This window comes from Streptomyces pseudoechinosporeus (genome assembly GCF_054783935.1).
On the sequence record NZ_BAAGPS010000001.1, the window covers coordinates 132074 to 156153 of the forward strand.

The following is a 24080-nucleotide window of genomic DNA, read 5'->3' on the forward strand; positions in this document are numbered from 1 at the left end:
CCCTGCGAAACCGGAAAGAATCCTAACGTCCGGCGAGGGCGTGCTCTCCCGCTTTTCGCATGGCGCCCAGCGGGGCTGGCGTACGCCCCGTCATCTGCTCGACCTGGAGTGCCGCCTGGTGCACCAGGAGGTCGAGGCCGCTGACGACGGCGCCGCCGTACGCGGACCAGCGGGCGGCGAGTGCGGTCGGCCACGGGTCGTACAGGACGTCGAAGAGCGTGGCGGGGCGCCCGGGGACGGCGGAGGCGAGGGCGTCGGTGGTGCCCGCCGGGGTGGTGGCGACCACCAGCGGCGCGTGCAGCGCCCGCTCGGCGTCCGCCCAGTCCGCGATGCGTACCTCGGTCTCCAGGCGCTCGCCCCACTGCCGCATCTCGGCGGCGCGCGCCTCGCTGCGGACGTACGCGACGATCTCGCCCGGGCAGATCCGCGAGACGGCGGCCAGCGCGGAGGAAGCGGTGGCGCCGGCACCGAGGATGGCGGCGGACTCGACGTGCTCGATCCCGTGCTCCCTCAGGGCGGCGACCATGCCGGGGATATCAGTGTTGTCACCGACCCGCCGCCCGTCCTCAGTGAACACCAGTGTGTTGACCGCCTCGACGGAGGTCGCCGTCTCGCTGATTTCATCCAGCAGCGGGATGATCGCCCGCTTGAGCGGCATCGTCAACGACAGCCCCGCCCACTCCGGTCCAAGCTTCTCGACGAACCTGGGCAGCGCCTCCTCGTCGACCTCGAAACGGTCGTACGACCAGTCGGCGAGCCCGAGTTCGACGTACGCGGCCCGGTGCAGCACCGGGGAGAGGGAGTGGGCGATCGGGGAACCGAGTACGGCTGCTCGGCGCTTCCTGTCGGTACCGCTCATCTATCCGTTCTGTTCTTCGAGGTACTTCTGGCGGTTGCGGTTCTGCTCTTCGTTCGTCTCCGCGAAGAGCGTCTTGTCCTCGCTGATCGAGACGAAGTAGTACCAGTTTCCCTTGGCCGGCTTGAGGGCGGCACCGATGGCTTCGTCACCCGGGTTGCTGATCGGCCCGGGCGGCAGGCCCTTGATCTTATAGGTGTTGTACGGGTTGTCGATCTGCCGCAATTGGTTGACCGAACCGGTGGCGAGCTTCGATTCGCCCCTCAGGTAGTTCACCGTCGAGTCGAAGTCGAGCAGACCGTAGGTCTCGGTGTTGTTCGGCTTCAGACGGTTGTAGACGACCGTCGCGACCTTTACGAAGTCGTGCTGGTACTTGCCCTCCTCCTGGACGAGGCTCGCCACCGTGAGGAGCTCCAGCGGGTTCTCCAGGTTCAGATCCTCGGCCTTCGCCTGCAGTCCGAACTTTTCGTACTTCACCTTGGCCTGGTCGACCATTTCCTTCAGGACATCCTTGGGATCCATCCCCTTGGATACAGGATAGCTGGACGGATAAAGGAATCCTTCCAGTGGATCAATGATGTCCTTGTCGGTGTTCGCCCATTCCGGAAGGCCCAGAGTTGACCATTCCTTCTTGGCAACGCTCTTCGTGGTCCCCTTGTCGAGGCCGAGTCGCTTGTCGATCGCCTCATAGATCTCCGCATTACGAAGACCTTCGGCAATGATCAGGTTGTTGCGGCTCTTGGGGTCGAGCATGAGCGCGACAGCGCTTTTGGCGGACATCTCCTTTTTGAGCGTGTAGACGCCCGGCTGAATCGAGTTGGCCTCAGGGTTGTTGGCCTGCGCGGTCACAAAGGCGTCGACGCTCTTGACGACACCCTTGTCCTTCAGCGCCTGCCCGATGACGTAACCGGTCGCCCCCTTGGAAACGGTGACGGTGACCTGCTCGCTCGTGCCGTCGCCCGCGTAGTCCGGCGCCTCACCGAAACGGCTTTGGTAGAACTGGTAGCCGTAATAGGTGCCTCCGCCGAGAACACCGGCGAGGGCGAGCGTCACGACCAGGCAGGCGCAGCCACTGCGACGCTTCTTGCCGCCCTTGCTCTTGCCTTTTCCTTTGCCGCGTTTCCCATCCGACGGGTCGTCATCGAAGTCGTCGTCATCGTCGCTGCCGCCCGCGAAGAAGGCGTGCTCGCCCTGATCGGGTCCCGGGTCCCAGTCGGTCCGCGGCTCGGGTTCGCGCTCGGCCTGACGACCGCTCGGGGGCTGAGGCGGCGGGTACGCGTCGGGAGTCCCGTAGTAGTCGGACTGCTGACCGCCGTACGCGGGCTGCTGACCTCCGTACGGGGCGTCAGGGCCGGCGCCGTACGGGCCTTGACCGTGCTGCCCGGTGTCCCAACCCCCGTTGTACTGCTGGCCGTTCTGGTTGTACGGCTGACCGCCCTGGCCGTGGTACTGGCCGTTCTGGTCGTGGTACTGATGCGAATCCTGGCCGCCGTACTGCTGCTGTCCCTGGGCATAGTGCTGCTGCCCCTGGTCGTAGCCGACCTGCTGAGGGGTGCCCCAGTCGCCGTACTGGTTCTGCTGCTGCGGCTGCTGCGAATAGTGCTGCTGCTGGCCGCCGTACGAGGACTGGGCCGCGTGCCCTTCTTGTCCTCTCCATCCGTCGTCCCCGAACAACGGGTCCTCGGGATGCCACGGTTCGGAGCCCTGGCCCCGGCCATAATCAGTCATCGATCCCCTAGAAGCCGCGAGGCGGCGGTCGCGCGGCGCGTGCGGCCCGGCTCCCGTCCGCCTCTCTGCTGTGCGGAGGCTGTTCGAACGCCACCGCATCGCGCGGAACGTTACCGTACCGCGATCAGATGACCACTTCGACGCCATCACCCGGAGCTTTACCTGACACCCGTTCGGACTCCAGCGCCTGCTGCAGGATGATGACGGCGGCGGCCTGGTCGATGACCGACCTGCCCTTCTTGGACTTCACGCCCGAGGCGCGCAGGCCCTGACTGGCCGTGACTGTGGTCATCCTCTCGTCCACGAGTCTGACCGGAACCGGGGCGACCATGCGGGCCAGTTCCTCGGCGAAGGCACGGACCTTGACCGCGGCCGGGCCCTCGCCCCCCTTGAGGGAGCGAGGGAGGCCGACGACGATCTCGATCGGCTCGTACTCCTCGACCAGTTGCCTCAACCGCCGCTGGGCGGCCGGGACATCGCGGCCCGGGACGGTTTCCACCGGGGTGGCGAGGATCCCGTCGGGGTCGCACGAGGCGACCCCGATCCGGGCGTCCCCGACGTCGATGGCGAGCCGGCGTCCGCGGCGCATGGCGCGTTCGTCTCCGCTCACTTGGCCGTCTCGGCCACAAGGCGCTCGACGGCCTCGACGGCCTCGCCGATGGCGGCCGGGTTCTGGCCGCCGCCCTGGGCGAGGTCGGGCTTGCCGCCACCGCCGCCGCCGAGGGTCTTGGCGGCCGTACGGACCAGGTCGCCGGCCTTGAGGCCGCGCTCGCGGGCGGCCTCGTTGGTGGCGATGACCGTCAGCGGCTTGCCGCCCACGGTGGTGAACAGGGCGACCACGGCGGCCCGTCCACCCTGGATGCGGCCGCGTACGTCGAGGACCAGCTTGCGCAGGTCGTCGGCGCCCGTGCCGTCCGGGACCTGGCCGGTGACGAGAGCGACACCGCGTACGTCCTTGGCACCCTGGGCGAGACCGGCGGCGGCCTGGAGGACCTTCTCCGCCCGGAACTTCTCGATCTCCTTCTCGGCGTCCTTCAACTTGCCGAGCATGGCGGAGACCTTCTCGGGCAGCTCCTCGGGACGGCCCTTGATCAGCTCCTGGAGCTGAGCGACGACCGTGTGCTCGCGGGCGAGGAAGTTGTACGCGTCCACGCCGACCAGAGCCTCGATACGGCGCACACCGGAGCCGATGGACGACTCACCGAGCAGTTTGACCAGGCCGAGCTGGGCGGTGTTGTGGACGTGCGTACCGCCGCACAGTTCCTTGGAGAAGTCGCCGATGGTGACGACGCGTACGCGGTCGCCGTACTTCTCGCCGAACTCGGCGATGGCGCCCTGCTTCTTGGCCTCGTCGATGCTCAGGATCTCGGCGTGGACGTCCAGGTCGCGAGCGAGCACTTCGTTGATCTGCTGCTCGACGTCGGTCATCACGGCCGTCGGTACGGCGGACGGGGAGCCGAAGTCGAAGCGGAAGCGGCCGGGCTGGTTCTCGGAACCGGCCTGGGCGGCCGTCGGGCCGAGGGCGTCGCGCAGGGCCTGGTGCGTGAGGTGCGTGGCCGAGTGGGCGCGGGCGATGGCCTTGCGGCGGCGTACGTCGATGACGGCCTGGGCGGAGGCGCCGACGGTGACCTCGCCGACCTGGACGACGCCCTTGTGGACGTACACGCCCGGGACCGGCTTCTGGCAGTCGCGGACCTCGATGACGGCACCGGAGTCGACCTTGATGCGGCCGGTGTCGCCGATCTGGCCGCCGCCCTCAGCGTAGAAGGGGGTGCGGTCGAGGACGATCTCGACCTCGTCGCCCTCGGTGGCGGCAGGGGACGAGACGCCGTCGACGAGGATGCCGACGACCTTCGACTCGCCCTCGGTGTGCGTGTAGCCGATGAAGTCGGTCTCGCCCGAGCTGTCGGCGATCTCGCGGTAGGCGCCCAGGTCGGCGTGGCCGGTCTTCTTGGCCTTGGCGTCGGCCTTGGCGCGCTCCCGCTGCTCCTTCATCAGGCGCCTGAAGCCGTCCTCGTCCACCGAAAGGCCCTGCTCGGCGGCCATTTCGAGGGTGAGGTCGATCGGGAAGCCCCAGGTGTCGTGGAGCATGAAGGCCTTGTCGCCGGCGAGGAGCGTGCCGCCGGCGGCCTTGGTCTCCGTGACGGCGGTGTCGAGGATGTTCGTGCCGGCCTTCAGGGTCTTGAGGAAGGCGGCTTCCTCGGCGAGGGCGACCGTCTCGATGCGCCGACGGTCGGTGATGAGCTCGGGGTACTGCTGGCCCATCATCTCGATGACGACGTCGATCAGGTCCTGGACGACCGGCCCGGTGGCGCCGAGCAGGCGCATGTTGCGGATGGCGCGGCGCATGATGCGGCGCAGGACGTAGCCGCGGCCCTCGTTGCCGGGGGTGACGCCGTCGCCGATGAGCATCACGGACGTACGCATGTGGTCGGTGACCACGCGCAGGGAGACGTCGGAGTCGTGGGCGTCGCCGTAGCGGACGCCGGTCAGCTCGGTGGCCTTGTCGATGACGGCCATGGAGGTGTCGATCTCGTACATGTTCTGCACGCCCTGCAGAATCATGGCGAGCCGTTCCAGGCCGAGGCCGGTGTCGATGCTCTTGGCGGGCAGGTCACCGAGGATCGGGAAGTCCTCCTTGCCGGAGCCCTCGCCGCGCTCGTACTGCATGAAGACCAGGTTCCAGAGCTCCACGTACCGCTCGTCGTTGACAGCCGGGCCGCCCTCTTCGCCGAACTCCGGGCCGCGGTCGTAGTTGATCTCGGAACACGGTCCGCACGGGCCCGGGACGCCCATGGACCAGAAGTTGGGGCCCATGCCCAGACGTTGGATACGCTCGGAGGGCACGCCGATGACGTCGCGCCAGATGCGCTCGGCCTCGTCGTCCTCCTTGTAGACGGTGATCCAGAGCTTCTCCGGATCCAGGCCGTAACCGCCCTTGTCCTGGGGCGAAGTGAGCAGCTCCCAGGCGTACTTGATGGCGCCTTCCTTGAAGTAGTCGCCGAAGGAGAAGTTGCCGCACATCTGGAAGAAGGTGCCGTGGCGGGTGGTCTTGCCGACTTCTTCGATGTCGGGGGTGCGGACGCACTTCTGCACGCTGGTGGCGCGGGCGTACGGCGGTGCGGTCTCGCCCAGGAAGTACGGCTTGAAGGGCACCATGCCCGCGTTGACCAGGAGCAGAGTCGGGTCGTCCGCGATGAGCGACGCCGAAGGGACGACGGTGTGCCCGCGCTCCTCGAAGAAGCTCAGCCAGCGGCGGCGAATCTCAGCCGACTCCATCAGTGGTCCTCATTCCGGTTGTACGAGTACGTCGACCGCTCGACGTACGTCGGGTTCTTGCTGTACTTCGGGTGGTTGCTGTCCTCCAGGGCGGCGACGTGCCGCGGGGAGGGAAGCTCGAGGTTCGCGTTCAGCCCTAGGGCCTCGTCGAGTTCGGCCTCGCGCTGGGCCATGCCGTCGCGGACGTCGAGCGCGAAGTCCTTGAGGCGGTGGCCCGCTTCGATGGCCTTGCCCGCGGCCTGGTTCGCGAGGCTCTCGGGCGTCAGCTGCTTGAGCTTGCGGTTGACCTTGGTGGTGGCCCAGACCCCGGCGGCTGCGCCGGCGGTGAACCAGAACGTACGGCGGAACATCGCTGCGTCAGTCCTTCTTGTCCCGGTTGCTCCGGCTGTTCCGCTTCTCCCGTCGCGCGGACGAGACGGTGCGGCCCACGATCACGGTACGGCGCTCCGGCTTGGCGGGCGCGTCCTCACGTCGGCCGCCGATGGCCCTGCGTACGCCGTAGCCGAAGGCCGCGACCTTCACCAGCGGGCCGCCGAAGGTGGAGGCGACGGTCGTGGAGAGCGCCGACGCGTTCGACGTGACCTCCTGGACGTCGGAGGCGATGGCGTCGACCCGGTCGATCTGGGTCTGCGCGGAGCGCACCGCGGCGGAGGCGTCTGCCAGGAGCGGGACGGCCTGGTCGGTCACGTCCGCGACGAGCTTGGTGGTCGCCCTGAGCGTCTGGGCCAGCCTCCCGAGCGCCACCGCGAGGAAGGAGACCAGGATCGCCCAGAAGACGGCCACCAGGATCCCGGCCACCTCTCCACCGGACACTGCGCACCCGCTCCCTGGATTCCGTGCCTGAACATCGAAAAATTCGTCTCCCGAGCCTATCGCGCCGGGGATCCCGCTCCGTACCGGATTACGGCCCGGCCGTCGGCGGATGTGCGAAAGCCCGCCGCCTCGCCCGCCGGGAGGGACGGGGAGACAGCGGGCCGATGCACAGGTGGTGGGTGCTACATCCGCTGGGAAGTGATCAGCGGGCGTAGTACTCGACGACGAGCTGCTCGTCGCAGATCACCGGGATCTCCTTGCGGTTCGGCTCGCGGTCCAGGCGGAAGGCCAGGGCACGGAGGTTCACCTGGAGGTAGCGCGGGGTCTCGCCGTCGGGGGCGAAGCCACCCTCGCGGGCCACCTCGAACAGCGGCTTCTGGCGGCTGCGCTCGCGGACCATCACGACGTCGTCGGGCTTGACGCGGAAGGACGGCTTGTCGACCTTGTGACCGTTGACCTCGATGTGGCCGTGGGTGACCATCTGGCGGGCCTGGTAGATCGTGCGGGCGATGCCCGAACGCAGGACCAGCGCGTCGAGACGGCGCTCGAGCTCGATGACCAGGGCCTCACCGGTCTTGCCCTGCGTCTTGGCGGCACGCTCGTAGGCGCGGACGAGCTGGCGCTCGGACACGTCGTACTGCGCGCGCAGGCGCTGCTTCTCGAGCAGACGGACCTTGTAGTCCGAGTTCTGCTTGCGGCCGCGGCCGTGCTCGCCCGGCGGGTAGGGGCGGGCCTCGAAGTACTTGACGGCCTTCGGGGTCAGCGCGATACCGAGGGCACGCGACTTCTTGACCTTGGGGCGGGACTGGTTCGCCATGAACCAAACACCTCGTGTTTCTGATGCGAATACGGCTTCACCAGGGTTAGGGGAGGTCGCATCCGCAGCCTGGGAAACCCTGCGGGCCCTTGACGGACCTGCTGGGCAGCCGCTCCCTGGTCTGGGCACATACGTGCAGCACGCGAGTGGCCCACCGACCGCTCCGGGATACCGGGTGGTGGTGGGCTGCCCGCGACACCGTTCGACGGTGCGCGACGCTCCTGGATCCCCCTGCCTTTCGGCGAAGAGGTTCCGGCTGGATGTCCCGTTCTGGTGGTGCCGACCGGAGCCGGACACGGGACGCAGCGCTGCAGAAGAGTCTACAGGGGGCTCAGGACTGCTTCCGCCCGAGGTGCTTCCTGGTCCACTCCACCGCGTCCGCGTAGCGCGCCTCGGCACCGTGCCGGGTGGGCGTGTAGTACTCCCGGTCCTTGAGCGCGTCCGGGGCGTACTGCTGGGGGGCGATCCCCTCGGGCAGGTCGTGCGGATACACGTACCCCTGCGCGTGCCCGAGCTTGGCCGCGCCCTTGTAGTGCCCGTCGCGCAGGTGTGGCGGCACGGGGCCCGCATGGCCTTTTCGTACGTCCTCCATGGCGGCGCCTATCGCCATCGTCGCGGCGTTCGACTTGGGAGCCAGCGCGAGGGCGATGGTGGCGTGGCTGAGCGTGAGTGCGGCCTCGGGGAAGCCGATCATGGCGACGGCCTGGGCGGCGGCGACGGCTATGGGCAGCGCGTTCGGGTCGGCGAGGCCGACGTCCTCGCTGGCGGAGATCATCAGGCGGCGGGCGATGAAGCGAGGGTCCTCGCCGGCCTCGATCATGCGGGCCAAGTAGTGCAGCGCGGCGTCCACGTCCGAGCCGCGGATGGACTTGATCAGGGCGCTCGCCACGTCGTAGTGCTGGTCGCCGTCGCGGTCGTACTTCACGGCGGCGCGGTCGACGGTCTCCTCCAGGGTCTGAAGGGTCACTTCCGTCTCGCCCTTGTCGAGCGCGGAGCCGACCGCGGCCTCCAGGGCGGTCAGCGCGCGGCGGGCGTCACCCCCGGCGATCCGCAGCAGATGCTCCTCGGTGTCCTCGGGGAGTGTGACGGCGTCCTTCAGGCCGCGCTCGTCGGTCAGCGCGCGCTTGATGAGACCGCGCAGGTCGTCGTCCGTGAGCGGTTCGAGGGTGAGGAGCAGGGAGCGGGAGAGGAGCGGGGAGATCACCGAGAAGTACGGGTTCTCGGTGGTCGCGGCGATCAGGGTCACCCAGCGGTTCTCGACGGCCGGGAGCAGGGAGTCCTGCTGGGCCTTGCTGAAGCGGTGGATCTCGTCCAGAAAGAGGACGGTCTCCTTGCCGTAGCCTCCGGTGGCGCGGCGGGCACCCTCGATGACCGCGCGCACTTCCTTGACGCCGGCGGTGATCGCGGAGAGCTCCACGAAGCGCTTGTTGGTGGCCTTGGAGACGACGTACGCGAGGGTCGTCTTGCCGGTGCCGGGCGGGCCCCAGAGGATCACGGAGGAGGGTCCGGCGGGACCGGAGGCGCCCTCGCCGACCAGTCTGCGCAGGGGCGAGCCGGGCTTCAACAAGTGCTGCTGGCCCACGACTTCGTCCAGGGTGCGCGGGCGCATCCGTACCGCCAGGGGGCTGCTGGACGGATCCTTCTCCTGGCGTTCTTCTGCTGCGGCGGTGAACAGGTCGGGCTCCACGGGGAAAACCCTATGTCACGCCACTGACAACGCCCGGGCTCGGTCAGCCGGTCCGTTCAACGATCCGGACATCTGGTCCGGTCAGCCGGTCCGTTCAACTGGTCCGTTCAACTGGTCCGGTCAGCTGGTCCAGAAGTCCCACCAGCGGGTCAGGATCAGCATGCCGATGATCCCGATGTGCAGCACGGGCAGCACCCAGGCGAACTCGCCGAGGAAGCCCTTCAGCCAGCCGGGCGCGGGCAGGAACCCGTGCCGGATGTTGAACGCGGTCACGGTCCAGAACATGACGATCGTGGCGACCCAGGCGAGGCAGCACCACAGGCACAGGGAGTTGATGTTGTAAAGCGACTGGTACATGAGCCAGGTGCAGAAGCCGACACCGAAGAGGGTGCCCGCGTTGAAGGTCAGCCAGTACCAGCGCGGGAACGTGGCCCGGCCCAGCAGGCTCATGCCGACGCCGATCACGATGGCGTAAGTGACCAGGCCCAGCATCGGGTTGGGGAACCCGAAGGCCGAGGCCTGGTCGCTCTTCATGATGTTGCCGCAGGAGACGACCGGGTTCAGGCTGCAGCCCGGGGTGAAGTTCGGGTCCTCCAGGAGCTTGAACTTGTCGATCGTGATGACCCAGGAGGCCAGCAACCCGGCCGCGCCCGTGATCACCAGCAGGAGGGCCAGGGCGCGGCTCCCGCCCACCGAGCGTGGCGGGCCCTCGGCACGTGCCTGGTCGACGGAGACGCCTTCCCTGACTGTCGTCTTGCTCATCACGCCGTTTCCGTAGCTTGAGGGGGGTCGACGGGCACGGTCATTGTGCCGCACGCGCGCGCGTATCCACCGTTCGCTGGACATAAGGAGGTACGCACGGCCGTCCCGGAACGTTCGCTTCTGCGGGACGTTCGGTCGCGTGACAGCACAGAAATGGCAGGACGAATCCGCGTACGCCGAGTTGACGGTGCGCGCGGCAGGTTGACGGCACGCGGCAGAAGGCGGGCGGCCGGGCCTCAGCCCAGCCGCGCCTCCAGTTCCGCCACGATCTCGTTCACCCCGACGGCCTCCTGTTCCCCGGACTCCATGTCCTTGAGCTGGACGACGCCCTCGGAGAGGTCGCGCTCGCCGGCGACGACGGTGTACCGCGCCCCACTCCGGTTCGCGCTCTTCATCGCCCCCTTGAGGCCCTTCACGCCGTACGAGAAGTCCGCCGCGACCCCGACCTTGCGCAACTCGGTGACCACCCCGAAGAGCATCCGCCGAGCCTCCTCGCCGAGCGGTACCGCGAACACACTGGTGGACGCGGGCAGTTGGAGCTCGACACCCTCTGCCTCCAGGGCAAGGACCGTACGGTCGACGCCCAACGCCCAGCCGACCGACGGCAGCGCGGGCCCGCCGATCATCTCGGAGAGGCCGTCGTAGCGGCCGCCGCCGCCCACCGCGGACTGCGAGCCCAGACCGTCGTGCACGAACTCGAAGGTGGTCCGCGTGTAGTAGTCCAAGCCGCGCACCAGCTTCGGATCGTCCTCGAAGGAGACACCGGCAGCCGTGATCAGCTCACGCACTTCCTCGTGGTACGCCTTGCACGCATCGCACAGGTAGTCGCGCAGCAACGGCGCGCCCACGAGCTGCTTCTGGACGTCGTCGCGCTTGTCGTCGAGTACGCGTAGGGGGTTGATCTCGGCACGACGGAGGGTGTCCTCGTCGAGGTTCAGGCCGCGCAGGAAGTCCTGCAGGGCCCCGCGGTAGACGGGCCGGCACTCCTTGTCGCCCAGTGAGTTGAGCAGGATCCGGAAGTTGCGCAGGCCGAGCGAGCGGTACGCCTGGTCCGCCAGGATGATCAACTCGGCGTCGAGCGCCGGGTCTTCGGCCCCGATCGCCTCGGCGCCCACCTGGGAGAAGTGGCGGTAACGGCCCTTCTGGGGGCGCTCGTAGCGGTAGTACGAGCCCGAGTACCAGAGCTTGACCGGCAGATTGCCCAGCTTGTGGAGGTTGGCCTCGAGGGCGGCGCGCAGCACGGAGGCCGTGCCCTCGGGGCGCAGCGCGAGCTTGTCGCCTCCCTTGGTCTCGAAGGCGTACATCTCCTTGGTCACGATGTCGGTGGACTCACCGACCCCGCGCGCGAACAACTCGATGCTCTCGAAGCCGGGCGTCTCGATGTAGCCGTACCCGGAGTTCCGCAGCGGCGCGGCGATCGCCTCGCGCACGGCGAGGTACGTCGCGCTGTCCGGCGGAATCAGGTCGTAGGTGCCCTTGGGGGCCTTGAAGGTGCTCACGGAAGTCTCTTGTCACATTCCTCGTCGAGGAGCGGATGTGGGGTCCGCTGCCAGGTCGGCCGCCACCTGCCGCAGATACGGATTGGTGGCGCGCTCCTGGCCGATGGTCGTCTGGGGGCCGTGGCCGGACAGCACCACGGTCGAGTCGTCGAGCGGCAGGCACACGCGGGCCAGCGAGTCGAGCATCTCGGCCATGTCACCGCCGGGCAGGTCGGTGCGTCCGATGGAGCCGGCGAACAGCAGATCCCCGGAGAAGAAGACGGACGGAATGTCCGCGCTCTCGGGCATCCGGAAGGTCACCGACCCCTTCGTATGGCCCGGCGCATGCGCGACGGACAGCTCCAGACCGGCCAGCTCCAGCTTCGCGCCGTCGGTCAGCTCCTTGACGTCGTCCGGCTCCCCCACGGTCAGCTCGCCCATGAGCGGCATACCGATGGAACGGCCGAGACCCATCGACGGGTCCGTCATCATGTACCGGTCCTCAGGGTGGATCCACGCCGGTACGCCGTGCGCGCCGCACACCGGGACGACCGAGGCCACGTGGTCGATGTGGCCGTGTGTGAGGACGACGGCGACAGGCTTGAGCCGATGCTTCTTCAGCGTTTCCTCGACTCCCTCGGCGGCCTCGTGGCCCGGGTCGATGATCACGCACTCCTCGCCTGCGGCGGGGGCGACCAGGTAACAGTTGGTGCCCCAGGCCCCGGCGGGGAACCCGGCAATGAGCACGATCGTCCTTCGGTATGTCGTACAGGGGCGGTTGGCTGTGGGCCAGAGCCTACCGGCGCTGCCGGAACCACAGCGAACCCATATACGGTACGGGGCACACGCAGGCGGTCGGCTCACAAGACGCACGCGTCCCACCTGACGTACGAGACGCATGAGGAGAGAACCCGGTGGTCAGCCAGGAACAGCGGCGGCGTCAGCTCGCCCGGGAGAAGTTCTTGCGGCAGCAGCAGCGGCGTACGGCCGCGCGGCGCAAGGCACGTGTCCGCAACGCCTCGATCGCGTCGGCCCTCAGCGTGATCCTGGTGCTGGTCGTGGTGGCGACGACGACCGATGCCCTCAAGGGCGACGACACGAAGGACAACGCGAATGCGGAGGTGACCCCGAGCGCCTCCCCCAGCAAGGCGCCGGACCCCTGCGAGAAGCCCGCCGCGGGCAAGGTCAAGCCGCTCAGCTACAAGAAGGAGCCGGCTATGACCATCGACAAATCGGCGGACTACACGATGAAGCTGCAGACGACCTGCGGCACGATGGACATCGAGATGCCGGCCTCGAAGGCCCCGCGTACGGTGAACTCGTTCAACTTCCTGGTGGGCAAGGGCTATCTGGACCACACCAAGTGCCATCGGCTCGTTCCCGAGGGCATCTACGTGCTCCAGTGTGGCGACCCCAAGGGCGACGGCACGGGCGGTCCCGGTTACACCATTCCGGACGAGAACCTGAAGGACGAGCGCCTGAAGGGGAACGTGTATCCGGCGGGCACGGTGGCCATGGCCAACCAGTACAACGCGCAGACGAAGGAGGGCCGCGACACCGGTGGCAGCCAGTTCTTCCTCGTGTACCAGGACAGTCAGCTGCCGCCCGACTACACGCCGTTCGGAACGATCTCCAAGGAAGGCATGGAGGTTCTGAAGAAGATCTCGGACGCCGGCGCCCAGCCCGTCGACCCCACGACCGGCAACACGGCGCCGAATGCGACGGTCGTGATCAACAAGGCGACCGTGACGAAATCCTGATCGCCAGGTGCCGAATTTCGGTCGCGCGGTATGCGGACAGCCGCCCCGCCGGTCGCCTATGTTGGCCGTGACGAAACTGTGGACGATGCCGGGGGTACCGCAGCCCTACGCAGGCATCATGTGGAGGAGGCGCTGTGAGCAGCGACCCGTGGGGCCGCGTCGACGAGACGGGCACCGTGTACGTGCGTACGGCCGATGGCGAGCAGGTCGTCGGTTCCTGGCAGGCCGGCTCTCCTGACGAGGCACTGGCCTACTTCGAGCGCAAGTACGAGGGCCTGGTTGTGGAGATCGGCCTCCTCGAGCGACGAGTGAAGACCACCGACCTGTCGGCGAAGGACGCCATGGTGGCCATCGACCATATCCGGGAGCAGGTCGACGCCCATCACGCGGTCGGTGACCTGGACGCGCTGCGGACCCGGCTGGACAAGCTGGTCAAGACGGTCGAGGCGCGCCGCGAGGAGCGCAAGGCCCAGCGGGCGAAGCAGTCCGACGAGGCGCGGCACGCCAAGGAGGCCCTGGTCACCGAGGCGGAGCAGCTGGCGCAGTCCGACCAGTGGCGGGCGGCCGGTGAGCGGCTGCGGGCCCTGGTGGACACCTGGAAGGGGCTGCCGCGGCTCGACCGCAAGTCGGACGACGAGCTGTGGCACCGCTTCTCGCACGCCCGCTCGGCGTTCTCCAAGCGTCGCAAGGCGCACTTCGCGCAGCTGGACGCGCAGCGCGAGGAGGCCCGTAAGACCAAGGAGCGGCTGGTCGCCGAGGCCGAGGCCCTTTCGGGGTCGACCGACTGGGGTCCGACGGCCGCGCGCTACCGCGAGCTGATGTCCGAGTGGAAGGCGGCGGGCCGCGCCCAGCGCGAGCACGAGGACGACCTGTGGAACCGCTTCCGCGGCGCCCAGGACATCTTCTTCGCGGCCCGCAGCTCGGTCTTCGCCGAGCGGGACGCGGAGCAGGCCGAGAACCTCAAGCTCAAGGAGGAGCTGGCCCAGGAGGCCGAGAAGATCCTCCCGGTGACGGATCTGAAGGCGGCCCGCGCCGCTTTCCGTGCCATCAACGAGCGCTGGGAGGCCATCGGCCATGTGCCGCGCGACGCCCGCCCGAAGGTCGAGGGCCGGATGCACGCGGTCGAGCGGGCCATCCAGGAGTCCGAGGAGGCGGAGTGGCGCCGGACGAACCCGGAGGCACGCGCGCGTGCCGAGGGTCTGACCGGTCAGCTCCAGGCCGCCGTGGACAAGCTCCAGGGCCAGATCGAAGCGGCACGCGCCGCGGGCAACAACGCCAAGGCCGACAAGCTCCAGAGGGAGCTCGATGGGCGTCAGGCGCTGCTGGACCAGGCGTTGAAGGGGCTGCAGGAGTTCGGCGGCTGAGTTTTCCCGCTACTACGTAGAAGGGGCTTCCGTACGTTGCGTACGGAAGCCCCTTCTACGTAGTAGCGGCGCAGCAGTCGTTACGGCCTGCGCGCCGACGTCACCCGGTACACGTCGTACACGCCCTCGACTCCCCTGACCGCCTTCAGGACATGCCCCAGGTGCTTGGGGTCGCCCATCTCGAAGGTGAAGCGGGAGGTGGCGACGCGGTCGCGGGAGGTCTGGACGGCCGCGGAAAGGATGTTGACGTGCTGGTCCGAGAGGACGCGTGTGACGTCCGAGAGGAGGCGTGAGCGGTCGAGGGCCTCGACCTGGATGGCGACCAGGAAGACCGAGGACTGGGTGGGCGCCCACTCGACCTCGAGGATGCGCTCGGGCTCGCGGGACAGGGAGTCGACGTTGACGCAGTCGGTGCGGTGAACCGATACACCACTGCCGCGCGTGACGAAGCCCATGATGGGGTCGCCGGGGACGGGCGTACAACATCGGGCCAGCTTGACCCACACATCGTCGACGCCCTTGACCACGACGCCCGGGTCGGCGCTGGAGCGGCGTTTGCGGCTGCGCCCGCGCGTGGGCGGCACACTCTCGTCGATCTCCTCGGTGGCGGCCTCCTCGCCGCCGAGCGCCTGGACGAGCTTCTGCACGACGTTCTGCGCGGACACATGGCTCTCGCCGATCGCCGCGTACAGAGCGGAGATGTCGGGGTAGCGCATCTCGTGGGCGAGCGTGACCAGGGAGTCGCCGGTGAGGATGCGCTGGATCGGGAGGTTCTGCTTGCGCATGGCGCGGACGATGGCGTCCTTGCCGTGCTCGATGGCCTCGTCGCGGCGTTCCTTGGAGAACCAGGCGCGGATCTTGTTGCGGGCCCGCGGTGACTTCACGAAGCCGAGCCAGTCGCGGGAGGGTCCCGCGCCAGCCGCCTTGGAGGTGAAGACCTCCACCAAGTCGCCGTTGTCCAGAGTCGATTCGAGCGGTACGAGGCGGCCGTTGACCCGCGCCCCGATGGTCCGGTGACCGACCTCCGTGTGGACCGCGTACGCGAAGTCCACCGGAGTCGCGCCCGCCGGAAGCGCTATGACGTCGCCCTTGGGCGTGAAGACGAAGACCTCGTTGCGGGACAGGTCGAAACGCAGGGACTCCAGGAACTCGCTGGGGTCCTCGGTCTCCTTCTGCCAGTCGAGCAACTGGCGCAGCCACGCCATGTCGTTGACGGCGTCCTTGTCCTTGCCCAGGCCCTTCGGCGCGTCCGTGCGCACCTTGGAGGCGCCGGCGGAGGGATCCTGCTTGTACTTCCAGTGCGCGGCGATGCCGTACTCGGCGCGGCGGTGCATGTCGAACGTACGGATCTGGAGCTCGACCGGCTTGCCGTTGGGGCCGATGACCGTCGTGTGCAGCGACTGGTACATGTTGAACTTGGGCATCGCGATGTAGTCCTTGAACCGGCCGGGGACCGGGTTCCATCGCGCGTGCACGGTGCCGAGGGCGGCGTAACAGTCCCTCACTGTGTCGACGAGGACGCGGATGCCCACCAGGTCGTAGATCTCCGCGAAGTCACGGCCGCGGACGATCATCTTCTGGTAGACGCTGTAGTAGTGCTTCGGGCGCCCGGTGACGGTCGCCTTGATGCGGGCGGCGCGCAGGTCGGACTGGACCTCGTCGGTCACTATGGCGAGGTACTCGTCGCGCTTGGGGGCGCGCTCGGCGACGAGGCGGACGATCTCGTCGTACATCTTGGGGTAGAGGATCGCGAAGGCGAGGTCCTCCAGCTCCCATTTGATGGTGTTCATGCCCAGGCGGTGGGCGAGCGGCGCGTAGATCTCGAGGGTCTCGCGCGCCTTCTTCTCCTGCTTCTCGCGCTTGAGGTAGCGCATGGTGCGCATGTTGTGCAGGCGGTCGGCGAGCTTGATGACCAGGACGCGGGGGTCCTTGGCCATGGCGACGACCATCTTGCGTACGGTCTCGGCCTGGGCCGCCTCACCGAATTTGACCTTGTCCAACTTCGTGACGCCGTCGACGAGTAGAGCGACCTGGTCGCCGAAGTCGCGGCGGAGCTGCTCGAGCCCGTATTCGGTGTCCTCGACGGTGTCGTGCAGCAGGCCTGCCATCAGCGTGGCCGGGTCCATGCCGAGCTCGGCGAGGATGGTGGTGACGGCGAGCGGGTGCGTGATGTACGGGTCGCCGCTCTTGCGTTTCTGGCCGCGGTGCCAGCGCTCGGCGACCTGGTAGGCCTTCTCGACCTGGCGCAGCGTGGAGGTCTCGATCTTCGGGTCGTTGCTGCGCACTATCCGCAGCAGGGGCTCCAGGACAGGGTTGTACGGGTTGGAGCGCTGGACGCCGAGGCGGGCCAGACGGGCGCGTACGCGGTTGGAGGAGCCGCCGGAGCGGGCGGGCTGGCCGGGCGCGGGGCGAACCGCGGGAGCCGTCGAGGGCGTGGATGAGGGTGCGGGTGCGGGCTTGGGCCGCTCACGCTCGGGAGGAGCCGACTGGGCGCGCGACTGCTCGGCCGCTTTGCCGCCGGAGGCGGGCTGGGCATGCGCGACCGGCCCGCCGGTGTCGCTGTTCGCGTTCTTCGCGGGCGCGGCCGCGGTGCCCGTCATCGAGTCGGGCTTGGCGGCTGGGGGTGCCCCCAGGTGTTCAGCCCTGGGAGTCAGTGGCTGGGCCTCGTCTGCCAAGAGGGCTCCTCGTGCGCGATCCGGGTCCCCGGTCAGGCTCCGGAGATCCCATGGTAGCGATCCCGGGCTCCGGACTCGCCTTCGCCCGGTGAGACAGCCTTGTACAGGAGAAACGCGGGAGGCGGGCACCGGATTCCTCCGGGCCCGCCTCCGCGGTGTCCTACAGGTGTCCCAGGCCTTGCGTACGCCTTGCCTCAGGGTGCTCAGGCGTCGCTCAGACCCTCGCTCAGACCGTGAGGAGCGCCTCCAACGGGGCGCCCGCGAGGGCCGGTTCCAGCCTGCCCCGGCCGCCGAGGAAGCCGAGCTCCATGAGGACGGCCACGCCGGCCACCTCGGCGCCGGCCCGGCGGATCAGCTGGAGCGAGGCCTCGGCGGTGCCGCCGGTGGCGAGGACGTCGTCGACGACCATGACACGGTCGCCCGCGGCCAGGTCCTCGGCGTGCACCTCGATCTCGGCCGAGCCGTACTCCAGCTCGTACGCCTGGCTGAGCGTCGCCCCGGGGAGCTTGCCGGCCTTGCGGACGGGGATGAAGCCGAGCCCGGCGCGGACCGCGACGGGGGCGCCGAGGATGAAGCCACGGGCCTCCAGGCCGACGACCTTCGTGGCGCCGCTGCGGACGCTGATCTCGGCGAGCGCGTCGGTGAGTGCCGTGAACGCCGCCGGGTCGGCCAGGAGCGGGGTGATGTCCTTGAACATCACGCCCGGCTCCGGGTAGTCGGCCACGTCTCGGATACGGCTGAGGAGCAACGTCGAGATGTCTGTCAGCTCGGTCATCGGCGCTTCCCGGAAGGTCGGCCGCGGCCCCGGTTGCGGGACGACGGCTGGGAACGCTGGCTGCGCGGCGGCCCGACGACCGCGGGTGCCGCTTCCTCCGGCTCCTCGTCATACGGCTCGTCGACGGCCGGGGTCTCCGGGGACTCGCTCTGCGAGGCGGCCGAGGCGCGCTTGGCAAGTACGCGCTTCTTGAGGGCCTTCATCTGCGGCTCGCGCTCCTTGAGGTCGGCGACGAGCGGCGTGGCGATGAAGATCGAGGAGTACGCACCGGCCGCGAGGCCCACGAACAGCGACAGCGAGATGTCGTTGAGCATGCCCGCGCCGAGCACGCCGCCACCGATGAACAGCAGTCCGGCGACCGGGAGCAGGGCGACCACCGTGGTGTTGATGGAGCGCACCAGGGTGCTGTTGATCGAGCGGTTGGCGACCTCGCTGTAGGTCCAGCGGGTCTGTTTGGTGAGGTCCTTCGTCTGTTCCTTGAGGCTGTCGAAGACGACGACTGTGTCGTACAGCGAATAACCCAGGATCGTCAGCAGACCGATCACGGTGCCTGGTGTGACTTCGAAGCCGACGAGGGCGTAGATGCCGACCGTGATGGTGATGTCATGGATGAGGGCGACGAATGCCGCGAGCGCCATGCGCCACTCGAAGGCGATCGCCAGATAGATCACCACCAGGACCAGGAAGATCCCCAGGCCCTGCCAGGCCTTGTTGGCGATCTGGTCACCCCAGCTGGGTCCGACGAGTTCGGCGCTGATCCTCTCCGGGTCCAGGTTCATGTCCTGGGCGATCTCCGACTTGATCTGGTCGGACCTGTCCGTGTCCACACCGGCGACCTGGATACGCAGCCCGCCCGTGCCGAGGCCCTGCACGATCGCGTCGTGGCCGGCTGCCTCCTCCGCGTACTCCTCCGCCTGGGATGCCGAAACGCTGGTCTTCGGGGTGGTGAAGACGGCGCCGCCCTCGAACTCGATGCCCATGTTCAGGCCGCGTACCGCCAGGCCGACGATGGCCGTGATGGTGATCAGGATCGAGACGCCGTACCAGAGCTTGCGCTTGCCGACGAAGTCGTAGCCGACCTCACCGCGGTAGAGACGGGCGCCGAGGTTGCCGAGCTTCGACATCTCACGCCTCCTTCGGGTCGACGGGAGCGGATACGCGGCGGGAGCGGCGCAGCGGTGGCTTGGCGCCGAGGCGCTTCGGGTCCAGGCCGGACCAGCTGTGGCCGCTCGCGAAGAACTTCTTGCGGGCGAGGATCGTCATCAGCGGCTTGGTGAAGAAGAAGACCACGACCACGTCCAGGACGGTGGTCAGACCCAGGGTGAACGCGAAGCCCTGGACCTTGCCGACGGTGACGATGAAGAGCACCGCGGCGGCGAGGAACGACACGAAGTCGGAGACCAGGATGGTGCGCCGGGCGCGGGGCCAGCCCCGTTCGACTGCGGGCCGCAGCGTTCTGCCCTCACGGACCTCGTCACGGATGCGTTCGAAGAACACGATGAACGAGTCCGCTGTGATGCCGATCGCGACGATCGCACCGCAGACCGCCGGCAGGTTCAGCGCGAAGCCGATGGTCGGACCGAGCAGCGACATGATCACGTACGTCATGACCGCCGAGACCAGCAGTGAGGCGATGGCGATCAGCGACAGACCGCGGTAATAGAGCAGCAGGTAGATGATGACCAGGGCGAGGCCGATGGCACCGGCGATCAGACCGGCCTCCAGTTGCTCGCCACCGAGCGCGGCATCGACCGTGGTGACGCTCGCCTCCTTGAAGGTGAGCGGGAGAGCGCCGTAGGACAGGACGTTCGCCAGGTCCTCGGCGGACTGCTGGGTGAAGCCTCCGGAGATCTGGGCCTGACCACCGGTGATCGCCGAGTTGACCGACGGAGCCGAGACGATCTCGCCATCGAGCACGATGGCGAACTGGTTCTGCGGCGGTGCCTGGCCGACGAGCCTGCCGGTGACGTCGGCGAACTGGTCCGAACCGGTCTTGTCGAACTCCATCTGGACGATCCAGCCCTCGCCGGTCGTCGTCGCGAACACGGCACTGGCGTCCTCGACCCGCTCACCGTTCACGGCGACCGGGCCGAGCGCGTACTTGTACTGGGACTCCGGATCACAGGCGACGATGGTTTCGGAGTTCTCGGCCTGGCTGGCCTTCTCGCTCGCCGCCGCACGGCCCTTCGCCGTGGAACAGTCCAGCGCGTCCAGCTGCTTCTGTACGTCGGCGGCAGCGGCCTCGCCGGAGGGGTCGGCCGGCGGGGAGGCGCTGCCGCTGGGCGTCGTGGAGGGCGTCGGGGTCGCCTTCTTCGCGTCATCCTTCGCGGCGAGGCCTTCCGTCACCGCGCGGCCCTGGGTGGTGGCAGTGGCGGAGGGAGTCGGCGACTGAGACTTCCCGGAGGCAGAAGGTGACGCGGAGTTCCCGGAAGGGCTGGGTGATGGGGAAGTGCCGGGGTCCGCCGCACTACCGGACGGCGCTCCGGTCAGAACCGGGCGGAAGTAGAGCTTGGCGGTGGTACCGACCTGCTCCCGGGCCTGCGCCGAGTTCGTGCCCTTGGGGATGTTGACGATGATGTTCTTGTCGCCCTGGGTCTGGACCTCCGCCTCGGAGACACCCAGGCCGTTGACGCGACGCTCCATGATGCCGACCGCGGTCTTCATGTTGGTCGGGTTGATCGCGTTCTTCTGACCGGGCTCGTTCTGCGCCTCGAGCGTGATGCTCGTGCCGCCGGCGAGGTCGATACCGAGGCGCGGCGTCGTGTGCCCGGAGGCGAACATGCCACCGGTGAGCGCCACGATCGCGATCAGCATCAGGGCCAGAGTGCGACCCGGCCTCCCCTGGGCGCTCTGCTTTCGGCCCTTCTTAGGTGCTGCCACCTTCTCGTTCTCCCTCGTTGTCCGCCCGGCGACGGGGCACCTGCGCGGACGGCCAATAAATGGTGTCGAGATTCCGCGCGAAACAACATGATCCGGGGACCGCGGTGCGCGAGCGGCGCACTCCGCGGTCCCCGGTCATGATTACTTCGCGTCGGACTCGCCGTCGGACTTCTTCAGCTCTGCGTCATCGGCCTTTTTCGGCTCCTCGTCGGCGGTCTCGTCGGCCGCTTCCTTCTTGCCGAGGTCGATGGGCTGGTCGTCGGAAGAGTCGGCGGGCTCGTCGGTCTCGGTGAGGGAGGAGGCGTCGTCCGGGACGACGGCTTCGTCGGTCTTCAGGTCGTGCTCGATGCCGTGGACGATGCGGTTGTACTCGTCGTCGCTGAGGACGGCACCGATGGCGTTCTTGGCGAAGAGCAGGTCGACGCCCGGGCCTGCGTCAAGGAGGACCGTGTCCTCGTTGACCTCCTTCACCGTCGCGTACATGCCGCCGATCGTGCGGACGCCGGAGCCTGGCTGCATGTCGTTGCGCATCTGCGCAGCGGCTTGCTGCTTCTTCTTGGCCGACCGGGTCATCAGGAACATGGCCCCGATGAGCACGATGAACGGGAGGAGGGTCACGAGACTCACGGGTCGGAACTTCCTTCATTCGACCGCGATGCTGAGCGGCCTGATGGATGGGGGTATATGTACGCCGCCGACAAAGGCGGCATCGGCGGAGTCTAAGCGAGTCCGCACTCAAGGAACAACGCCCAGCATTGCACCGTGGTTCCTGGTCCGGCGAGTACACGCCCCCTCACGCCCCGAACAGGTCCTGTTGTCCGTTTCCACCAGCGGAAGGCCCGGGCCGAGTGAGGCCGAAATGTGCCCACGCGGCCGGTGTGGCGACGCGGCCGCGGGGGGTGCGGGCCAGCAGTCCCTCGCGTACGAGGAAGGGCTCGGCGACCTCCTCGACTGTCTCGCGCTCCTCCCCCACGGCGACGGCGAGCGTGGACAGGCCGACCGGTCCGCCGCCGAAGAGCTTGAGCAGGGCTTCGAGGACGGCGCGGTCGAGGCGGTCGAGGCCTCGGTCGTCCACCTCGTACACGGCAAGGGCCGCCGCGGCGATGTCGCGGGTGATGACGCCGTCGGCCTTGACCTGGGCGTAGTCCCGTACGCGGCGCAGCAGGCGGTTGGCGATACGGGGCGTCCCCCGGGAGCGGCCGGCGATCTCGGCGGCTCCCTCGGCACCGATCTCGACGTCGAGCAGGTGCGCGGAGCGGTGGATGACGCGCTCCAGTTCGGCGGGCTCGTAGAACTCCATGTGTGCGGTGAAGCCGAAGCGGTCGCGCAGCGGGGGCGGCAGCAGGCCCGCGCGCGTGGTGGCGCCGACCAGAGTGAAGGGCGGCAGTTCGAGCGGGATGGCGGTGGCGCCGGGGCCCTTGCCGACGATGACGTCGACGCGGTAGTCCTCCATCGCCATGTAGAGCATCTCCTCGGCGGGCCGTGACATGCGGTGGATCTCGTCGAGGAAGAGGACCTCGCCCTCCTGGAGGGAGGAGAGGATCGCGGCGAGGTCGCCGGCGTGCTGGATGGCAGGGCCGCTGGTGATGCGGATCGGGGCTTCCATCTCGGCGGCGATGATCATCGAGAGGGTAGTCTTGCCGAGGCCGGGGGCGCCGGAGAGCAGCACGTGGTCGGCGGTGGCGCCACGCGCGCGTGCCGCCCGCAGGACGAGGTCGAGCTGCTCGCGGACCTTCTCCTGGCCGATGAACTCGTCCAGGTCCTTGGGGCGCAGGGCGGCCTCGACGGCCTGGTCCTCACGGTCGGCGGACGCACCGACGAGCCGCTCGGCAGCGGTCTCGTCGGTCGGGTCGTCCCAGTTCATTACGGTGTGCCTCGGTCTCGTAGTTCGTACGGGCGTGTGTGCCTCATCGCGGAACTCGCCTGCTAGCGCGCTCTGTTGAGGGTCTGCAGGGCGGACTTCAGCAACTGGCCCACCTGGGGCGCTCCTTCGGACGCCTCCGCCTGGGGCGCGACGGCCGAGACCGCCTCGTCGGCCTCCCGCGTCGCGTACCCGAGTCCGATGAGCGCGGCGTGCAACTGCTCGCGCCAGCCTGCGGAGACGGCCGTACCGATGGCCGGGCCGCCCGTGCCGAGAGGTTCGCCGAGGCGGTCCTTGAGCTCCAGGAGGAGTTTTTGGGCACCCTTCTTGCCGATGCCCGGGACAGCCATCAGGGCCTTCTCGTCACCGGTGGAGATCGCTCGGCGCAGGGCGTCGGGACTGTGCACGGCGAGCATCGCCTGGGCCAGCCGCGGGCCGACACCGCTCGCGGTCTGCAGCAGTTCGAAGGTATGCCGCTCGTCGTCGTCCACGAAGCCGTACAGGGTCAGCGAGTCCTCCCGTACGACGAGAGACGTGGCGAGCTTCGCCTGCTTGCCCATACGAAGCCCGGAGAGCGTGCCCGGTGTGCACTGGACGGAGATGCCGATGCCGCCCACTTCGACCACCGCGGAGTCGGGGGCGAGGGCGGCGACCGGGCCGCTGACGAAGGCGATCATCGGGGGGCCTTTCGGGCGAGTGACTGAGCCTGTTGCCGGGCCTGTCGGGCCCGGGCCTGCGCCTCGCGGGCCTTGGCGTGGGCCTGTTGGAGGCGGTTGGTGGCCGGGGCGCGCCAGATGTGGCAGATGGCGAGCGCGAGGGCGTCGGCGGCATCGGCGGGCTTCGGGGGCGCGTCGAGCCGGAGCAACCGCGTGACCATGGCGCCGACCTGGGCCTTGTCGGCCCGCCCGCTGCCGGTCACGGCCGCCTTGACCTCGCTGGGGGTGTGCAGGGCGACGGGCAGTCCGCGGCGGGACGCGCAGAGCATGGCGACGGCGCTGGCCTGGGCGGTGCCCATGACCGTCCGTACGTTGTGCTGGCTGAACACCCGCTCCACGGCGACGTATTCGGGCCGGTGCTCGTCGATCCACTCCTCGATGCCCTGCTCGATGGCGACGAGACGGTGGCCGACATCGGCGTCCGAGGGCGTCCGTACGACCCCGACGCCGAGCATCGTCAAGGGGCGCCCGGCGACGCCTTCGACGACACCGATGCCGCATCGGGTCAGCCCAGGGTCCACGCCCAGTACCCGCATCGGGCCTCCCCTCTTTGCGGCTGAGCCGCCGCCGCTCTCGCGGACCTGGCTGATCACCATCGGGGTTCCTCAATTGACGGTCGCGGTCCGTGG

Annotated in this window: 21 protein-coding genes; 2 read left to right on the forward strand and 19 right to left on the reverse strand. The window is 68.6% G+C overall.

Going from position 1 to position 24080, the window contains the following annotated elements:
* Positions 1-22: 22 nt before the first annotated feature.
* The 11 genes from ACYVO6_RS00565 to ACYVO6_RS00615 form a co-directional block, all read right to left on the reverse strand.
* Positions 23-859 carry a shikimate dehydrogenase gene (locus ACYVO6_RS00565; RefSeq protein WP_461056390.1) on the reverse strand — a complete coding sequence of 279 codons (837 nt, stop codon included), beginning with the start codon at positions 857-859 and terminating at the stop codon, positions 23-25.
* On the reverse strand, positions 860-2584 hold the full coding sequence (gene mltG, locus ACYVO6_RS00570) for an endolytic transglycosylase MltG (RefSeq protein WP_461056708.1): 1725 nt from the start codon (positions 2582-2584) through the stop codon (positions 860-862).
* A gap of 124 nt (positions 2585-2708) precedes the next feature.
* Positions 2709-3173, reverse strand: coding sequence for a Holliday junction resolvase RuvX (ruvX, locus tag ACYVO6_RS00575; RefSeq protein ID WP_189323903.1), 465 nt, complete (start codon positions 3171-3173; stop codon positions 2709-2711).
* Positions 3174-3190: 17 nt separating this feature from the next.
* Positions 3191-5863 (reverse strand): alanine--tRNA ligase, encoded by a 2673-nt coding sequence (alaS, locus tag ACYVO6_RS00580; protein ID WP_461056391.1) that lies wholly within the window; start codon positions 5861-5863, stop codon positions 3191-3193.
* The gene (locus ACYVO6_RS00585; protein WP_461056392.1) at positions 5863-6213 is read right to left on the reverse strand and encodes a DUF6167 family protein; all 351 of its coding nucleotides are present in this window, start codon (positions 6211-6213) and stop codon (positions 5863-5865) included. Before ACYVO6_RS00585 ends, alaS begins: the two co-directional genes overlap by 1 nt.
* 7 nt (positions 6214-6220) lie before the next feature.
* Positions 6221-6676 carry a DUF948 domain-containing protein gene (locus ACYVO6_RS00590; protein WP_461056393.1) on the reverse strand — a complete coding sequence of 152 codons (456 nt, stop codon included), beginning with the start codon at positions 6674-6676 and terminating at the stop codon, positions 6221-6223.
* Positions 6677-6878: 202 nt separating this feature from the next.
* Positions 6879-7493 carry a 30S ribosomal protein S4 gene (rpsD, locus tag ACYVO6_RS00595; protein WP_033324931.1) on the reverse strand — a complete coding sequence of 205 codons (615 nt, stop codon included), beginning with the start codon at positions 7491-7493 and terminating at the stop codon, positions 6879-6881.
* 331 nt (positions 7494-7824) lie between these two features.
* Positions 7825-9180 (reverse strand): replication-associated recombination protein A, encoded by a 1356-nt coding sequence (locus ACYVO6_RS00600; protein WP_461056394.1) that lies wholly within the window; start codon positions 9178-9180, stop codon positions 7825-7827.
* A 120-nt stretch (positions 9181-9300) separates the two neighbouring features.
* Positions 9301-9942, reverse strand: a complete 642-nt coding sequence (locus tag ACYVO6_RS00605; protein WP_461056395.1) for a vitamin K epoxide reductase family protein — start codon at positions 9940-9942, stop codon at positions 9301-9303.
* Between the two features lie 236 nt (positions 9943-10178).
* The gene (gene hisS, locus ACYVO6_RS00610) at positions 10179-11441 is read right to left on the reverse strand and encodes a histidine--tRNA ligase (protein WP_461056396.1); all 1263 of its coding nucleotides are present in this window, start codon (positions 11439-11441) and stop codon (positions 10179-10181) included.
* A gap of 12 nt (positions 11442-11453) precedes the next feature.
* The gene (locus ACYVO6_RS00615; protein WP_461056397.1) at positions 11454-12167 is read right to left on the reverse strand and encodes an MBL fold metallo-hydrolase; all 714 of its coding nucleotides are present in this window, start codon (positions 12165-12167) and stop codon (positions 11454-11456) included.
* A gap of 167 nt (positions 12168-12334) precedes the next feature.
* Between ACYVO6_RS00615 and ACYVO6_RS00620 the strand changes: the two genes are divergently transcribed.
* Both ACYVO6_RS00620 and ACYVO6_RS00625 read left to right on the forward strand, forming a co-directional pair.
* Positions 12335-13180, forward strand: coding sequence for a peptidylprolyl isomerase (locus ACYVO6_RS00620; RefSeq protein WP_461056398.1), 846 nt, complete (start codon positions 12335-12337; stop codon positions 13178-13180).
* 134 nt (positions 13181-13314) lie between these two features.
* Positions 13315-14544 (forward strand): DUF349 domain-containing protein, encoded by a 1230-nt coding sequence (locus tag ACYVO6_RS00625; RefSeq protein ID WP_461056399.1) that lies wholly within the window; start codon positions 13315-13317, stop codon positions 14542-14544.
* A gap of 80 nt (positions 14545-14624) precedes the next feature.
* Here ACYVO6_RS00625 and ACYVO6_RS00630 read toward each other — a convergent pair whose 3' ends face one another.
* From ACYVO6_RS00630 to ruvC, 8 genes are all read right to left on the reverse strand, one after another.
* Positions 14625-17219 carry a RelA/SpoT family protein gene (locus ACYVO6_RS00630; RefSeq protein WP_461056400.1) on the reverse strand — a complete coding sequence of 865 codons (2595 nt, stop codon included), beginning with the start codon at positions 17217-17219 and terminating at the stop codon, positions 14625-14627.
* Positions 17220-17445: 226 nt separating this feature from the next.
* A complete protein-coding gene (locus tag ACYVO6_RS00635; RefSeq protein ID WP_461056401.1) occupies positions 17446-17994 on the reverse strand; it encodes an adenine phosphoribosyltransferase in 549 nt (182 codons plus the stop codon).
* On the reverse strand, positions 17991-19118 hold the full coding sequence (gene secF, locus ACYVO6_RS00640; protein WP_461056402.1) for a protein translocase subunit SecF: 1128 nt from the start codon (positions 19116-19118) through the stop codon (positions 17991-17993). The genes ACYVO6_RS00635 and secF overlap by 4 nt, the downstream gene beginning before the upstream one ends.
* A 1-nt stretch (position 19119) precedes the next feature.
* Positions 19120-20874: a protein translocase subunit SecD gene (secD, locus tag ACYVO6_RS00645; protein ID WP_461056403.1), complete on the reverse strand. Its 1755-nt coding sequence runs from the start codon at positions 20872-20874 to the stop codon at positions 19120-19122.
* Positions 20875-21015: 141 nt separating this feature from the next.
* Complete coding sequence (gene yajC, locus ACYVO6_RS00650; RefSeq protein WP_461056404.1) at positions 21016-21501, reverse strand: preprotein translocase subunit YajC; 486 nt, start codon at positions 21499-21501, stop codon at positions 21016-21018.
* 166 nt (positions 21502-21667) lie between these two features.
* Entirely contained in the window at positions 21668-22738 is a 1071-nt protein-coding gene (gene ruvB, locus ACYVO6_RS00655; protein ID WP_461056405.1) for a Holliday junction branch migration DNA helicase RuvB, read from the reverse strand.
* A gap of 62 nt (positions 22739-22800) precedes the next feature.
* On the reverse strand, positions 22801-23412 hold the full coding sequence (gene ruvA, locus ACYVO6_RS00660) for a Holliday junction branch migration protein RuvA (protein WP_461056406.1): 612 nt from the start codon (positions 23410-23412) through the stop codon (positions 22801-22803).
* Complete coding sequence (gene ruvC, locus ACYVO6_RS00665; RefSeq protein WP_461056709.1) at positions 23409-23987, reverse strand: crossover junction endodeoxyribonuclease RuvC; 579 nt, start codon at positions 23985-23987, stop codon at positions 23409-23411. Before ruvC ends, ruvA begins: the two co-directional genes overlap by 4 nt.
* Positions 23988-24080: the final 93 nt, after the last annotated feature.